Genomic DNA, 14,352 nt, shown 5'->3' with positions numbered 1-14,352 from the left:
TGCCGTGAGGGCATAAATATAGCGCCGGCTCTATGGCGCGGCGCCTACTCTTTTACCGGGTATTCCTGGCCGGTAATCTTTTCGTACTCCTGCGGCGTAATCTCCCCGAACGGATTGGCCTCCGTCTTCACGGCTGCGCATAGTCCCTCTGCATCGATCCACCGGCATTCAAAAGCGAGCTTCCAGAAATTCATGTCGATTGTCCCCCTTTAAGCTGTATGATTTCAAGTTTGGCATTCGTCAGCTCCCCGCCCAGGCTGTCGATCGTTTGCTTTTTCTGCATGCTGTCCAGGCGCGATTGGGTCAGCTCCTTGCCAAGGCCATCAATGACGCTCTGCTGCTGGATATTCCTGATTTTCATTTGCGTCAATTCTTGGCCCAGCGCGTCGGTCTGTGACGGCTGCGGATCCGGATTCAGCGCTTCGATTTCCTCGTCCGTGAGTCCGTTCCGCCAGAAGCTTGGGCCGTCCACGGGTTGCGGCGGCTCCGGCAGCGGATCGTCGCTCTCCGGGTCATGCTCGGCCAGCACGGCCATGTATTCGGCGTATGCAGCCTCATAAGCCTCCTGCGCTGCTCTGTAGCCCTCGACATCGAATATAGGCTGATACAGCCCGTCAGGCATCGGCACAGCTACGGTGTAGCCTACGAGTACCGTTTCCGGTTCGTCAGGCTGCTCGTCGTCACGCTGCTCCGGTTCAGACTGCGGAAGGCTGCCGGGTTCGTCCGGTTCAACCGGTTCCCGCCGATCAAAAACGCCCGTCACGGAGTCCGCAACGAGCGTCGGTTCGATGTAGCGACCGGATAGGTCGGTTATGATTGCTTCTTTCATGTCGTGCCTCCTTATTTATTTGCAAGGAACGATATACCTTGCAATGAGAGATAATCATTTTTTGCATTAGGCGAGCCAATCTTTACAATCCCCGTTGGATCCACGTCAATGCGGACAAGAGCCTCGCCTACACCTGTTACCCATCCAAGCACAGGGAAAATAAGCGATTTGTCAGGTCTAAACCCTGTTGGAAGTATAAACAAAGATGTACCCAACGCTGCCGTTCCCCTACCTATCAAGCCCTCAATCGAAACAACATTCGAATCATCCTTATAGTAGAACGAATGTTCAAAAGGCGATCCATAATCTACCCACCCATTCAATAATGTAGGTTTAATCCGCAGAGGAGGTGGCGCATCCTTCTCCGCCTTCTGCGTCTCCACCACCGACAGCCGCCGCCCGATGTCACCTACATCCTTCACCAAGTCCGACACAGTCCCACGCAGGTTGGCCGCCACGGTGCCGCTGATTGGAGGCGCAAGAGTTGGATGAAGCATCGTATAGGTGACGTGGTAGATTGCGGTTGGGTCGTAATAACTAGGTTCAGTTTGTAAAACATTGTCGCCCTTCGCGATCCACGCCCTGTCAATTGCGTTATTTTTATAAACTATTGCACTAGCTACATGTGTCCTGTGTCGGAGCATCGTTGCAGGCAGATATGCATTGTTAATATTTCCTTCATCGCTAACACCGGGCGCTGGATTCGCCCGTTCCCGGATCACAATACCGCTGCCGACCTCGACCATGTTAGAGCCTGCGGAGAGTGTCGCGCCCAACTCGTAATTCCTGACGGGCTCGACGGTTGGCTTCGCCTTCAGGTATTGGAGGCGGTAAGGCGTCCATTCCGGATATGACGTTGTTGGCGTGTCAGCTACACTTGGATCGCTTGGCTTATTTATCTTAAACCATTGCTTTTTACCACTTGTATATGGAGTTTCGCGGCTCCCTTCTTGGTACATCCTCCAACCGTTAAAATACGCCTTAATCTCGTCGGGTTCCGGATTGTAATTTCCTCCCCATCCACTTTCATTATTGTGCACTGAAATATAAGCATTAGATGTGAAAATGCGAGTAACATCACTAAAACCCCAATTTTCTACATTTATAGGTTTATCATTTACGCTTAATAGACTGCCATTGTATTTTGTAACGAAAAGTCTGCCGTAGTCATCTTCATCTGCTGGGGAACTGTTATTTGGAACACAATCATTTGCAGAAAGGACTTTAAAGTCGTTTTGTGTAGAATGTCTTTTCCATACATGGGACCCATCCAACGTAACCTTCCCCCACGGCTCCAGCACATACGGTAGCCCATCGTCTCCCATAAAGAGCGTATCGGGATTGCTGCCGTCTACCGGATGAGCGGCGAGCTCCGTTTCGAAGGCGATCATGCTACGTTGCTGCGGTACGAAGGGCTTCGCTTCGGTTCCGACGGTGAGCATCGGGTTTTTACAGGATACGTCAATATCGGCGGAAAAGCTTTTGAGTACTAGCGCAATCTGCGTTCGACTACCAACGTTGAAGGAGCGGTAAGTATCCGTACCGTATGGGACAACGAACGTGTTGTAGTCTAGTTCCGTGATGCACCATGACACCCCGGAATTTTCGAGCGAGAATACATATGTCTGATTCGGCAGTACCGATAGATGATACGCCAGGAAGTCCCCGTCTCCACCAGCGCCAAAACGCAATTCATAAGGGGCTACCACTGTCGCTTTCGATGCGACAGTGATCCGATCGGCTTCATAAAACGGCGGCAGCAGATTGCCTCCCGTTACGATGGCGTATGGGTTCTTTACGTTGGTCATGCTGTCTACGTATGGATAGCGTTTGGCAACCTGTTCCGGTGTCATGCCTTCAATTGCATTGTACTCGGCCTCGGTGATCTCATACAGCCCGATTCCATCCGCAGATATCTTTTGGCCTGCTTCTGATGCTACGCCTCGGACGTAGACTTCCACCCTGTCTTTGCCAGCGAGATCCACGGGGGAAACAGCGACATATGCATATGTGAACTGATTGGACTTGACTGTCCCATTCGACTTGAACCATGATGTTACATTGGCCTCGCTCTTCACTTCTGCAAAGGAGAGGTGTACATACTGAGCGGATATGTTTCGAATATACCCGACGGCAATATAGTATTTATCCAGGTCTTTTACAGCACCATTGGAACGAATACCAAATCCCGCCTGTTCCTCCTTCGTACTCGCCACTTCGATGGAAAAGGATCCGTATACCCGCTCGGTGCTTAGAGCCTTAACACCGGGTCCGGGTGCAGACCAATCGGCTGTATTTTCACAGTCTCCAACTCGTCCTAGTAGGTTGATGAGTGTCCGGCCCTTTATCTCCCCCATCTGGAACGGCGTATCATTCTCGACCTCCACCACCTGGAGGCCGGGTTTAATCCCCAAGGGCTTGCCTAAAACGTGATCGACAGATTGCTTTAGGTTGCGTATTTCGTCCGTATTGCTATCAACATCCGCCCTTAATACGTTGATGTTTTCATCGGTGTACTGCTTCGCCACTGTAAGGGCAGCATCCGCTTTCTCTTGGGCCCCTGTTGGCGTTTCAGCCCCGATGCTTTCGGGGGTAACCGCCTGAGCCTTCTGGTCCGTGTATTCCTTGGCATCTTTAAGTGCCTTCGATACATCATCCTTCTCCGCAGCCTTTTCCTGCAGCTCCTGCAGCGCCTCATAGGATCGATTCATGTGCCAATTGAGCCAATCAGCTGGCGGCCGATCCTCAACTTCCCAGCCCTTCACCCGTTTTGACTCAGGAGGTTGTATTCCTGCTGCCTTCCATTCGGGTAATTCTTTATTGAATGGCATTCCTATCTTCTCCCTCCCTAAATCGGTAATTCGTAGTCATTGCCCGGCATATAGACCGTTCCAAGGGTGCCGCCTGTTGTCATAGCGATATCCGCGAGCCCAAATTTGCTCTTTTCAACTTCCGCTCGCTTCGACGCCAGGAGAAAGGTTCCAGACAAATCAATTTGTGCAACCCGGACGCCTGCAGCCACTGTTTTTTGGATGATCTGCGCGAACTGGTACGGTGACATTCCCACTTCGTTCAGGCGAGCTATCGGCACACGTAGCAAAGAAAGTGCGGCCGGCTCCGGTTCGTTCGGGTCCGCATGCTTTTCCTCGATTCGAATTTCCGAAAAATCGCAATCTAGGGCCAAAGCTAAAACTTCAATGATCGTGTTAATGTCCGTCTTCGATAAGTTTCGCGCTACCTTCGACTTCAACAAAATTCTGTAAATTTCGTCGGTAGCAGCTCCACGCGGCTGCACTACGTTTTCCCCGATCCTGTCCAGGGTTGTTCCCCGGGCCCGGTCAATGTCTCGCCATTCCTGAATTTTGTCCAGCGTATCTTCCAGGCTTGTAAGCTGAGAGTGTAGGATTGACACCAGTTTTCCAAGATTGCTCTCAGGGTTTTTGTTATACGCATCGGTGAACCGACCAAGCATGTCCTTCACGCTAAACACGGCTGGTCACCTCGATATTCTGGTCCCGAATCCTCGCCACCTGATGAGGGGCGATTTCAATGTTTTTCGAATCACCGTTCAGCAGCAATTCTACATCATCCACGCCTGGAACCCTGTACACCGCGCTAATTAATTTGTTGTATATTACGGCCGCCCCCATGGACAAGCCGTTGTAATACTTACCGTCGTGCTCCCCGCCGATGTACTGCACGATTTCGGATATCACCTTTTCGTCACCGTCAGCCGGGTATTGAACAGTTCGCTTTATCTTCGCATGAACAGAAATCAAAACTTCCTCAGCACGGCTGAACTTGACCTTGTGCTTGTAACCTGCGACATCGGTAACCTCGCGAACAATATCGCCGTGTGCTTCGATACCGCCAGCCTTTGTTGCGAAAATGGCGGCTGCGATCTCTTGCTCATCGCCTCCCAACACATAGCACTGGAACGATTTCCCGGGCCTGCCTGCCGCATCTGTAGTAAGTGAGGTGTTTTCTATCACGGCCGCCGCTCGAACACCAGACAACCGTAATAGCGTCCCTCGCAAGGCATCGACAGAGGCCGCGCCGCCGCCCGCTACCGATTGCTGGAACCGGGCGCGAAATTCTTCATCCGTCTCTCGCTCCCGTCCGCCTGTTGTTGGCCTCGGATTCGTGACAGAGAGGATATTCGCATCGGGATTGAGCAAAGCCACAATTGTGCCAGTTGCAACGTTCCATCCTGTTCCCACTTCTTGGGCCGCGATCCCCACAGAACCCTTGCCGTCATTATCGAGAGTCAGATCCTCATTTGTCACGAAATATTTTCCTGTGGCGGTGCCGACGATTGTGCCTTCCGGTATCGTATATTCTGGCGTTCCTATGAATGTTAACTCTCCGTATGCAAATTCCTCTTGGAATCGTTTAATCCCCACTTGCGGAGCGAGGCGGTCCAAACTCACGCCGGTTGCTGTGTCTCGGTACGCCGCGTAGTATACGTGCTCCACTCCCTGCCAAACATAGGCCAGAAAAAAAGCGAATATCCGTAGGATGATCCCGAGTGGAGATAGTGCCGATGTATTCGTGGTTTCACCGTATTTTGCCCGCGCCTGTTCTTCCATCTGCTCCAGTAAATCGCTGTACCGCATCCGCTTGAATCCAGATGCATCAAGCATCCAAACTCACCTCGCTTTCTACCTTCTCCCCATTTACTGCGGTCGCAGTGAAAAAGATGTGGAGCATTCGATTCTCCTTGTCGAAACGAATGTCGATGCTATCAACCTTCTGTATTTGCTCAACTTGTTCAAGGGCTGAATAAACCGTTTCGCGAATCGCCTCTTCGTTCGGCTGCTTCTGCAGCAGCACATCATAGCTTGTGCCTGCATCGGGGTCCAAAAACCACTCGTCAAGATTCGTACCCAGCACCACACGGGCAGCTTGGGCAATCTCTTCCGGCCCGGATACCATTTGTAATTCGCCATCTGCGAAAATCAGGTCCCCCGTGCTGTCCAATCGAAAATTCACGTTATCACCCCTACTACAACCGTATCCGACAAGCTGTGCCTGCGCCTAGAATCAGGGTATGCCATGGCTCCATTCAGACTCTGATCCATGGCACGCTCTACGCATATCAGCAAAACTACATCCCCCTGCCGTAAAAACGGGTACATAGTCCTTTTCCACGCCATCCACCTCGAAGCGCTGGCATAATACGGGCACATCCGTCAATAATGCATGCGGACTCGGCTGGTTGCCCATCATCTTTTGCATGATGAGCGGCTGGACGGTTGCACGGCGTCGCTCCTTGTCGTATGCGGCCACTCTCCCGATTGTGGCCGTGTGGAGTTGGCGCAACGCATTTTCAAGCCAACCATTCAAGCTCTTATCAAGTTGTGCCATTTTAAAACACCGCCTCTATCTCGGTGGTAAAATCACTGCCACTTGAAGAGTGTCGGCCGCGCCGCACGCGGAGTGATGCCTCGACAACGCGGCTTTCAATGGTTATCAGGCTGCCTGTTGTCAATCGGTGATTCAGTAGACACTTGGCCTGATAACCCGCGCTGCTGTCGTCCTGAAAAAAGGTAGGTGAACCGATCAGGCCAGTCTTCGGTGAAAGTACAAAGTTTATTTTGTCGCCTTGGGTAAGTGGCCGAATATACAACTGCCCTTTGAGCATGTAACAGGAGGTCTGGCAATCGGCGGCAACGTTCTTGATAGCATCAACAACGGAGCCCTCAACGGTCATCCCCTCTGTGTAAACAACATCTTTGACCAAACTTAAGGCGACCGCGCTGAGGTTACCTCGCTTTAGCAAATCCCTAATGACGGTGGAGGCTTTCGTTTGTTTCGCATATGAAATGCTCGGAATGGTCCGGCTGTCCAATGGCTCCGAGTCAAGGACTGTGAAGGTTGTAATTTTGTCAGGCCCTTCCCATCGAGTCTCATAAAAAGAGATGTAACCAGAAAGAATGGTTCCGACATCCCCTTTGTATCCTGCATTCAGCACAACCTTTGAATGATGGGCGATGTTGTTTATCGTATTGTCACTCAGGTTGTAGATTTCGATCCTGGCCTCGTTTGGATCTGGATCATCATCAAACGGCACGTCAAAACGAATCTCTAGGTCCGGCGTCTTCAACGTCTGCCCACCAACAATCAACTCCGTAACACGGCCATAAGATTCACTCATCTTCTTCTCCCTCGCCTTCTCCATATGCAAGAAACACGGTCTCCCCGAAGTTACCCCAGGTTACGGCCGTTTCCCTGCCTGCCTCGTCAACCGGTACAATCAACGGCACCGGAAAGCGGTGGTCCTCGATGCCTGCAAAAACAGGAACGCCGTATACGAGTTTTCACGCCTTGAAGCAACACTTGATCATCCTTCATCAAGTCGAGTGTAAAAAAGTCAAAACGCTCGTTGTAGTTCACTTCAAAGGTGAAGATGTCTACGCCGAGCGCAATGTCAAATTGATAAGGGATGCTGTCTTTTTCAATCGGTATAAACTCCATAGGCCCCTCCTAACCTACGATGACAACCATGCCTGGTTTCAGGCGGGTGCCTTTTGGTATTTGCGTATTCCAAGAACGTAAAGTTTTTAGGGGTACTTTGTACGTATACGCCAGCGCTTCCCACGTCTGGCCTTCTCGAACCGTGTGCTTCTTTCCCGTTGGTCCTTGGCTTTTTGCTTTTGTGCCTTTTGTCTTGCTTTGCTTTGTGGTCTTGAGCTGCTGCCGGCCGGCCGTTGTCATCACCTTGACAAGGGTCTGAGTTTTGGCTGGCAGCTTCGTAGAAAAAAGCGGCTTAACCTTGCGGATTTCTCGCAACTGCATTGTAAAATTCATGCCGTTTTGCCACTTTATATTCGTGTTCGCTTTCGAAAGCCTCGATGATGCAGTTTATAAAGGAATTCCGGCCAACATATTTAACCGTTGTGCCGGAATTCATCTTCCCCAGTATTTCTTTCCTCTTCTTCGCCGCATCCTCGCCTACCAACTTCCCGGTTAGGGATAGGGTCACGAGTTGAGGCTCCACATGGTCCGTAATGGCGGCCCCGCCCTCGATAGGGTAGGTAGATACCCGAACGGAATATGAAGGCTTTTCGTTTGTGACATGAATTTGTATGCCGTCAATGGTTGCCATCTAACCTCACCCCTCGATATACTGCGGATTTTTCATGCCGAATGATTTAAACAAGTTCTCAAGTTCCTTTTGACTTCCTGGGCGGTATTTTTCGCGGCGCTGGTTGATTCCGCCGCCTTTTATCGTTATCTCAATATTGGGCGATATTATGATGTTGCTATTTGCCGACGTATTGCTGTACGTTGGCGCGAGTCCTTCCGCCTCTGTTTGAGGTGCTTGAGGGGTTGCGGCTGCCGTTGCCATACCATTGACGGCATGGGATACTTCCCGGGATCTTGTCTTCTATCCCGATCTGGAATCCTTCGCCTGTGTACTTCCCGAGTTCCTTCATAACCACGAGAAGGAGAGTTGAATATCGAGCGCATCCTCTATCCCTTCCGTTACACTGTTTGCGACACCAGTAACCGCATCGCCCACGGCCTTCGCAGCACCTTTAATACCATCTATAAACCCGGTGATTGCATTCTTGCCCATCTCCCACATCTGGCCCGGGCAGATTTTTGATCCAGTCCAATCGCTTTTTTTATGCTCTCAACGATGGCATCCCAAATTCTGCTGGTCATACCTTTGATGCCTTCCCATGTGTCGAAAAGAAGGTAGACATACCGTTCCAAGCAAGTTCAGCGGCAATTTTTATGTTGTTCCATGCCCTTCGAGATAGCCCTTGACGGCTTCGAGAGCACCGGAAAATATCAGTTTGATACCTTCCCACGCTTGCCCCATAGCGCCCTTGATGTTATCCCAAATCTGTATGGCGTGGCTCTTCATAGCGCTGAAGTTGCCAGTAAAGAGATCCTTTATCAAAAAGGATCGCACCCAAGAAAATATTCTTGATGACCGTCCATGCTGCGCTAAAGTACAGCTTTAGCCCTTCCCAAATCATTCTGACGCCGTTCACAATCCGAGCGAATGATGCCTCGGATATTTTCAACAAATGGAGCGCACTGAATACGCCATCACCGTGTTTAACAATGCCATCCCCAGGTGTTGACCGCCGTGGTCTTTATGGGCATTCCACGATATCGACCAGGAAGCCAACAATAGCATTCCATGTTGCTGTAAAATACCCGAACCGTTGCCGCCCAGAAACAATCTCCTGGAAAAGGCCGATATAGGCTCCCAATACTTGATGATGAAGATATGCAGCCGCGGCGACTGCAGTCTAGTAACTGCAATGACTATCAGCATCGGCCCCGATATTCCCCATGATGAGAGGGCACGACCGACGATAGCAGTTTAAATCCTCCAACCACATTAGGCAGGATGAGACAAGGACCGTCAAGGCTCCCACCAAGCAACAGAACCGCACCAGCTATCGCCGTGAATATGTGGCTATTCCTTGTTTCCAAACCTTCAGGGAGGGCTATTAAAGCGGGCAACTAATTTGTTTTACGAAAACTGCTACACTTGTTAAAATAGGGATAAACGTTTCCCCAATAGAAAGCCTTGCGCCTTCCATAGCTGAGTTTACCTTCTCCATAGCCCCGTTTAGGTTGTCTAGTTGTTTATCTGCTATGGTTTTTGCAATACCGCCACTCTCTTCGAGCCTGTCTGTAAAGCCCTCTAAAGCTGGTTGCCCGGTATCCATCAACGCCAAAAATGCACTAGCGGCCTCTGTGCCGACTACCGTTGATACAGCAGCCACTCTCTGGGCCTCCGTTAAACCCTCTGTCTTCTCGACGAACTGTCCCACTACCTCAGAAAGAGAAAGTACTCTGCCTTCCCGTTCAGTTTCAATTTCCAACTGTTCTTTAAGGACCTTATTTGCTTCGGCAGTTGGTTTAGCCAACCGGATCATTATTGCACGCAATGCCGTGCCCGCTTCACTTCCTTGTATACCTGCATTGCCGAGCATCGCGGTTGCCGAAGCCATCTCTTCTAGCGAGCGCCCGGATGCACGCGCTATAGGGGCAACATATTTCATCGTATCGCCAAGCATGTTCATGTCAGTGTTGGACCCAGTGAAAGTTGCTGTCAGTATGTCAGCCACTTTTGCCGTATCCTTTGCCTCGATACCAAAACCCGTTAGAATGTTCGATGTGATATCTGCCGCACGGGCTAAATCAATCTGCCCCGCTGCCGCTGTATCAAGTAGCCCTGGCATGGCCGCAATCATGTCATTTGTCTTAAAATCCGCCATCGCCAAAAACTGCATACCCTCAGCGGCTTGACTTGCGGTGAATACTGTTTCAGCGCCAAGCCTTTTGGCAGTATCAGTAAGTCGCTGCATTTCCTCGACCGAAGCACCGGACAATGCACCAACCCTCGACATTGACGATTCAAAGTCTGCTGCAAGCTTGATTGATGAACCAATTCCTGCCGCGAGAACGCCGCCTGCGGCCCCCATGGCTACGCCGGCAGAACGGATGCTGCCGGACGCCTGGTCAATCTGATCCAGCGCCTTCAAAGAGCCGTTGGAGAAATCTCCGTATTTTTTTCGGAGCTGGTCCATTTCCTTTGCTGCCCGCTGGGCGGCTTTGCTTTGCCTGTCTACCGCCTGCGTGACGCTGTTAGATGCTTGCCTAACCCTATTGCCTGCGGCTGCAGCCTGTTCCTGTGCAATACGCCATTTTTCATCCGCTTTTTGGGCACGCACAGCGGCAGCCGTAGCCTTTTCGTTGGCCGCCTGTGCTCTTTGTATCGCTTTGGTAACCTTCTCTTGCGAGCTGGTAGATACCGCTGCGACCTCAGCAGCTTTTGCTGTTGCAGCTCTTGCCCTCTCGGTCGCCTTGGCTGCCGCGTCATTTGCCTTCTGCAGCCGGTCAGCGGCCTTCGTCAATCGTTCATTCGCTGCTGCAGCCTTATCAGCCGCTTTCGCAGCCTGGGCTGTGATGCCTTGTGACTTCGATACAGCGGAGGCCATTGCTCCCGATTTTTGCGAAACTCCTTGCATCGCCTTTCCGGCCCGCCCCATGCTCGACTCCATCCGCTCAAACACTTTGGAGTTTGTGCCGGAAAGCTTGTTCAGGCGCTTATCCAGCGTTTCAAGAGGGCTGGTACTTATGTTGTATCCGACATCTACTGTTAATTTGCGGAGTGACATGCGACCGCCCCTTATTTTTGTTTGTTTCTCTGGCTCTGGGCATGTAGGATATCGAGTGCAGCGTTTGCCTCATTAAGATCGTCCCAATCCATTTCGCATGCGTCGGAATACGTAATACCACCATCAGACAAAACAACGCGCCAGAAGGCCCAATTCTCCTTGGCGCGTTGTTTATATTCCGCACTACTTGTCGCTGGGCGGGTTCAAAAATTCAACTGCTGCCAGCATTACATCGTCAAATACATCTGGGTGCTCGTCAAAGTAATCCCAATTCACCTTTGGCTGCACAATGACGTGCGTCATCAATTCTTGATAATATTTTTCCTCGACGAGTTGCCCACTCTTATTTTTGGATCGGTCCCGCAAGCGGACGGACTCCCGGACACCTGGATGCTGGAAGGTATACTCTACGCCTTGAATTTCAACCGTTGTCTGTTTCTTTGACATTTGAATCATTCTCCTTAGTTATAGTGGAATAAAAAAAGCCGCCCTTCATTGGCGACTAGCTTTCAACCGTATAGTCAAACACCTGCAGTTCAAACTCCCGATCCTCTGCCTCGTTGGAATAGCTAGCCGTGGCCGGTTTCTTTACTCGCGCCCGGCTGCCGCCAAACTTCTCCTTCGGTGCGCCGTTATATATCACCCACACGGGCACCATTTTCTTGGCATTAGCCAACTGGTTGAGGAATGACACTGAAGGAGAAGTTTGCTGAAGTGTAATCGTAATGGTCCCTAGTGGGTTGTTCACTTCGGACACAACCACATCTCCCTGTGCTCCAACCGATGCCGCGAAGTTGTCCTCGTCCTTCTCGCCTTCAACCATAGACCCTCGGCAAAGCCGGTAATAAATGTCCCATCGACCGTGACTGTGACATCCATTGCATCATAATTCGTTGATGCTGCCATCTATCCTCACCTCACCCTTAAAATTTGATAGAGCCTTTTATTTTCACACTGTGTACCGCTCCGGCCAGTTCAAACTCAAAAGAACCCTCGTTGTATTCCCGCGTTGCCCGAATGTCCGCCGGGATCTCTTCGCGCTTTTTAAAATACACCGAATACAATGGCAATCCATTCTCGTCCGCCGCGATGATCCCGTTGTTGAAAGCATCCTTCAGTACGCTTGTGCATTGTCCTTCAATAAGAGCAATGCCCGCGTCCGTGAATGGGATTTTCGGCGTATTGTTGAGCAACTGCTGTAGCTGATACTCCATATTAAATTTCACGTAATCCTTGGCGTGGATGATATCAATGTATACCCCCGTGGATGTCTTGCCCTCACTTGTCCCGCCACGCCCGGCCTTTCGAACATATGCCACGGCTCCGGCGTCGTGGATTTCTTGAAGCTCCGTGGCTGAAATTTCAAGAGGGCTCAATCCTTTGATCTCTTTAAACTTCCATGTCACGGAACCAACGGGAGCCGCCGCAACTGCGCCAATCCATCCGGCCTCCGGGTAGGCATTGGCGCAGTTGTGATAGAATACAACGGTCCGCTCCATGGCTGCCGCCTGGATCGCCTTGGCGTCCTCGATATTGTCCGTCCGGGTGAAAAACATCTTCGAGCCATCCAATTCGATGACATCTGCGATCTTCAACACCTCTTCCCGGGCGTTGCTGGTACATATCAGAAAATACCAATCTTTATCGAGCAGCTTGGCGAGGTGGTCTGCAAAATACTGTTCTTCTTCGTTTGCCGTATCTCGGCATGCAATTGCGATTTTATCCGGCCGCTTGTCACCCTGAGCAAAGATCGACTTTGCGGCCAGATATTCCGGGGAAGTCTCCTGGAAGTCCTTCAGGACCGCATCCAACTCGTAATAATACTTGAAATCATGCCCCTTCGCCTTGGCGCCATAAATCAACGGCGTACCAAAGCCCAGCCGCCCAATCGGCTGGACAAGGTCAATAGTAACCGTTACATCCTTCAGTGCGCTCATCCGCCTCACTCCTTCATTTTGATTTTTTCGATCATGTCTTCGTCATATTCGATTACACCACCATTCGCAGATGCACATCGAAGCCTATCCTGCGCTCGTAATCATAAGTAAGCAGCGTGTCACGCGCTGTCGTTGCTTCCAACTTGACGACGACAATGCCTGCATCCTTTAGCAGGTTGCGCCCGATACCCTGAAACCAGTCCCGAGCCTGTCCTGATATCCGGTAACCGTCTTGACTCGACTTTGCATAGCAGGTAATGGAGATGGTTACCCTAGCCAGTTTTTTCGATCCTGTGCCTATCCTCGCGGATTGAATGAACACCATATGGCGACTGATCAACGTATGGCGCAACGAAAGTGAATCCGATGAATGGGTATGGAGGTTGCGGCACCGCCTGATCCTGCATTTGAACCGTCACCCCAAGATAGTTACGCAGCGGCCCCACGAAGGCGGTTTTAATCTGTTGATGGTCTATCAAATAAACTCACCCGCTTCAGCACGTAACGATTGATCGCCGTATACTCGGCGTAATCGTTTTTATCATGCACTTTGTACTTGAGCCCTCCATGTAGCACCTCCGTTTGTAAGGGGAGCTCGCGCTTTATACAGGTGTCTATCCTCTTCGGTGTACATGCCCCCTGATTGGATCACGGTGCGTTGCGGAAGGGCCACAATTGCCCCGTAGTCCGTGACCGTTTTCCGACTCACCGCCGGGAATCCAATCCCCGTGGATTGATCCAAGTGCCACTCCGTCTTCACAATCACCTGAAAAGGCTTCGAAAAGCGACGTAACAGCCCTTCAAACTGCCTTGGATTCATTGCATATGCACCTCGTATTCCAACGTGTCCATCAGCTTCTTTTCGTCTATCAGAGGATGATTCCCGCCCTTCAGCTTTTGCGTTAACTCCGAATTGGGCACGAAGGATCCTTTTTCAATGTGCGCCTGAATGTGCTTTTTGAGTTCCTTTGCTGCCCGCTCCAAAGCCCGCTCTGGCGTGATTGTGCCGGCCAAAGCTTGCCCGACAAGAGACTGCATAAGCCTCGCAAGCGCCCCTTCGTATGCGTCATATCCCGCACGTAAAAACGGCCGCTCAGGAATAGAAATGAAATGGGTGTCATCGCGTAGATGAACACCCATGGTAAGTAGTTTTTTTCTCATTTTGTCGGTTACCGGTATGTTAGCGCCGTACTCGTTAAATATCGCCTTGAGCACCTGTTCGCGGTCGCCTATCCAACCAACCTCGGCACGGATCGCGAGAGTCTTTCCGCTTGCTGCTTATGCTTTCGAAATTGCTTCTTGTCCTCTTTTACCTTGAGTCGGATTCGCATCAGTACCACCGCCCAACATATGGGGAGATAAGCGCAGTTACTACAGGCGGCATGTCCTTTTCCGTCTGTGTTGAGCATAGGTAACGGACATTTCCCCTAACTGC

At 51.0% G+C, this 14,352-nt stretch carries 22 protein-coding genes; 1 reads left to right on the top strand and 21 read right to left on the bottom strand.

Going from position 1 to position 14,352, the window contains the following annotated elements; all coding sequences use genetic code 11:
- Positions 1 to 44: 44 nt before the first annotated feature.
- From OCY70_RS32870 to OCY70_RS32815, 13 genes are read right to left on the bottom strand one after another with little or no spacing between them, the layout of a single operon-like run.
- Entirely contained in the window at positions 45 to 194 is a 150-nt protein-coding gene (locus OCY70_RS32870) for an XkdX family protein (protein ID WP_213430592.1), read from the bottom strand.
- Positions 191 to 829, bottom strand: coding sequence for a hypothetical protein (locus OCY70_RS32865; protein WP_261945329.1), 639 nt, complete (start codon positions 827 to 829; stop codon positions 191 to 193). Before OCY70_RS32865 ends, OCY70_RS32870 begins: the two co-directional genes overlap by 4 nt.
- 11 nt (positions 830 to 840) lie before the next feature.
- Positions 841 to 3,660: a hypothetical protein gene (locus tag OCY70_RS32860; protein WP_261944935.1), complete on the bottom strand. Its 2,820-nt coding sequence runs from the start codon at positions 3,658 to 3,660 to the stop codon at positions 841 to 843.
- 17 nt (positions 3,661 to 3,677) lie between these two features.
- Positions 3,678 to 4,319, bottom strand: coding sequence for a hypothetical protein (locus OCY70_RS32855; protein WP_213431202.1), 642 nt, complete (start codon positions 4,317 to 4,319; stop codon positions 3,678 to 3,680).
- Positions 4,312 to 5,472, bottom strand: coding sequence for a baseplate J/gp47 family protein (locus OCY70_RS32850; RefSeq protein ID WP_213431201.1), 1,161 nt, complete (start codon positions 5,470 to 5,472; stop codon positions 4,312 to 4,314). The genes OCY70_RS32855 and OCY70_RS32850 overlap by 8 nt, the downstream gene beginning before the upstream one ends.
- Complete coding sequence (locus OCY70_RS32845) at positions 5,465 to 5,821, bottom strand: DUF2634 domain-containing protein (RefSeq protein WP_213431200.1); 357 nt, start codon at positions 5,819 to 5,821, stop codon at positions 5,465 to 5,467. Before OCY70_RS32845 ends, OCY70_RS32850 begins: the two co-directional genes overlap by 8 nt.
- 51 nt (positions 5,822 to 5,872) lie before the next feature.
- On the bottom strand, positions 5,873 to 6,196 hold the full coding sequence (locus OCY70_RS32840; RefSeq protein WP_261948922.1) for a hypothetical protein: 324 nt from the start codon (positions 6,194 to 6,196) through the stop codon (positions 5,873 to 5,875).
- 1 nt (position 6,197) lies between these two features.
- Positions 6,198 to 6,986, bottom strand: coding sequence for a phage protein (locus OCY70_RS32835; RefSeq protein ID WP_213431198.1), 789 nt, complete (start codon positions 6,984 to 6,986; stop codon positions 6,198 to 6,200).
- On the bottom strand, positions 6,979 to 7,095 hold the full coding sequence (locus OCY70_RS36455; RefSeq protein WP_390955204.1) for a phage baseplate plug family protein: 117 nt from the start codon (positions 7,093 to 7,095) through the stop codon (positions 6,979 to 6,981). Before OCY70_RS36455 ends, OCY70_RS32835 begins: the two co-directional genes overlap by 8 nt.
- Positions 7,073 to 7,306 (bottom strand): phage baseplate plug family protein, encoded by a 234-nt coding sequence (locus OCY70_RS32830; RefSeq protein WP_261948921.1) that lies wholly within the window; start codon positions 7,304 to 7,306, stop codon positions 7,073 to 7,075. Before OCY70_RS32830 ends, OCY70_RS36455 begins: the two co-directional genes overlap by 23 nt.
- 9 nt (positions 7,307 to 7,315) lie before the next feature.
- Entirely contained in the window at positions 7,316 to 7,639 is a 324-nt protein-coding gene (locus OCY70_RS32825) for a LysM peptidoglycan-binding domain-containing protein (RefSeq protein ID WP_261948920.1), read from the bottom strand.
- Positions 7,599 to 7,937, bottom strand: a complete 339-nt coding sequence (locus OCY70_RS32820) for a phage baseplate protein (RefSeq protein WP_261948919.1) — start codon at positions 7,935 to 7,937, stop codon at positions 7,599 to 7,601. The genes OCY70_RS32825 and OCY70_RS32820 overlap by 41 nt, the downstream gene beginning before the upstream one ends.
- A gap of 6 nt (positions 7,938 to 7,943) precedes the next feature.
- The gene (locus OCY70_RS32815) at positions 7,944 to 8,180 is read right to left on the bottom strand and encodes a hypothetical protein (protein WP_261948918.1); all 237 of its coding nucleotides are present in this window, start codon (positions 8,178 to 8,180) and stop codon (positions 7,944 to 7,946) included.
- 105 nt (positions 8,181 to 8,285) lie between these two features.
- On the opposite strand from OCY70_RS32815, the gene OCY70_RS32810 reads away from it, so the two are divergent.
- A complete protein-coding gene (locus OCY70_RS32810) occupies positions 8,286 to 8,441 on the top strand; it encodes a hypothetical protein (RefSeq protein WP_261948917.1) in 156 nt (51 codons plus the stop codon).
- 129 nt (positions 8,442 to 8,570) lie between these two features.
- On the opposite strand, the gene OCY70_RS32805 is transcribed toward OCY70_RS32810, so the two are convergent.
- The 8 genes from OCY70_RS32805 to OCY70_RS32775 all read right to left on the bottom strand — a co-directional run bounded on the left by OCY70_RS32805 (position 8,571) and on the right by OCY70_RS32775 (position 14,132).
- Positions 8,571 to 8,741 carry a hypothetical protein gene (locus OCY70_RS32805; RefSeq protein ID WP_261948916.1) on the bottom strand — a complete coding sequence of 57 codons (171 nt, stop codon included), beginning with the start codon at positions 8,739 to 8,741 and terminating at the stop codon, positions 8,571 to 8,573.
- A gap of 562 nt (positions 8,742 to 9,303) precedes the next feature.
- Positions 9,304 to 10,980 carry a phage tail tape measure protein gene (locus OCY70_RS32800; protein WP_261948915.1) on the bottom strand — a complete coding sequence of 559 codons (1,677 nt, stop codon included), beginning with the start codon at positions 10,978 to 10,980 and terminating at the stop codon, positions 9,304 to 9,306.
- Between the two features lie 183 nt (positions 10,981 to 11,163).
- Positions 11,164 to 11,427 carry a hypothetical protein gene (locus OCY70_RS32795; RefSeq protein WP_213430768.1) on the bottom strand — a complete coding sequence of 88 codons (264 nt, stop codon included), beginning with the start codon at positions 11,425 to 11,427 and terminating at the stop codon, positions 11,164 to 11,166.
- A 55-nt stretch (positions 11,428 to 11,482) separates the two neighbouring features.
- A complete protein-coding gene (locus OCY70_RS32790) occupies positions 11,483 to 11,803 on the bottom strand; it encodes a phage structural protein (protein ID WP_390955201.1) in 321 nt (106 codons plus the stop codon).
- Between the two features lie 100 nt (positions 11,804 to 11,903).
- Positions 11,904 to 12,917 carry a DUF3383 family protein gene (locus OCY70_RS32785; protein ID WP_213430767.1) on the bottom strand — a complete coding sequence of 338 codons (1,014 nt, stop codon included), beginning with the start codon at positions 12,915 to 12,917 and terminating at the stop codon, positions 11,904 to 11,906.
- A 52-nt stretch (positions 12,918 to 12,969) separates the two neighbouring features.
- Positions 12,970 to 13,242, bottom strand: a complete 273-nt coding sequence (locus OCY70_RS32780; RefSeq protein WP_390955203.1) for a phage neck terminator protein — start codon at positions 13,240 to 13,242, stop codon at positions 12,970 to 12,972.
- Positions 13,190 to 13,324: a hypothetical protein gene (locus OCY70_RS36450; protein ID WP_390955206.1), complete on the bottom strand. Its 135-nt coding sequence runs from the start codon at positions 13,322 to 13,324 to the stop codon at positions 13,190 to 13,192. Before OCY70_RS36450 ends, OCY70_RS32780 begins: the two co-directional genes overlap by 53 nt.
- 409 nt (positions 13,325 to 13,733) lie before the next feature.
- On the bottom strand, positions 13,734 to 14,132 hold the full coding sequence (locus OCY70_RS32775; RefSeq protein ID WP_261948913.1) for a hypothetical protein: 399 nt from the start codon (positions 14,130 to 14,132) through the stop codon (positions 13,734 to 13,736).
- Positions 14,133 to 14,352 lie beyond the last annotated feature (220 nt).

Origin of the sequence: Paenibacillus melissococcoides (genome assembly GCA_944800085.1) — a bacterium.
Classification (GTDB): Bacteria; Bacillota; Bacilli; order Paenibacillales; family Paenibacillaceae; genus Paenibacillus_B; species Paenibacillus_B melissococcoides.
This window is presented reverse-complemented; position numbering and strand designations above follow the sequence as displayed.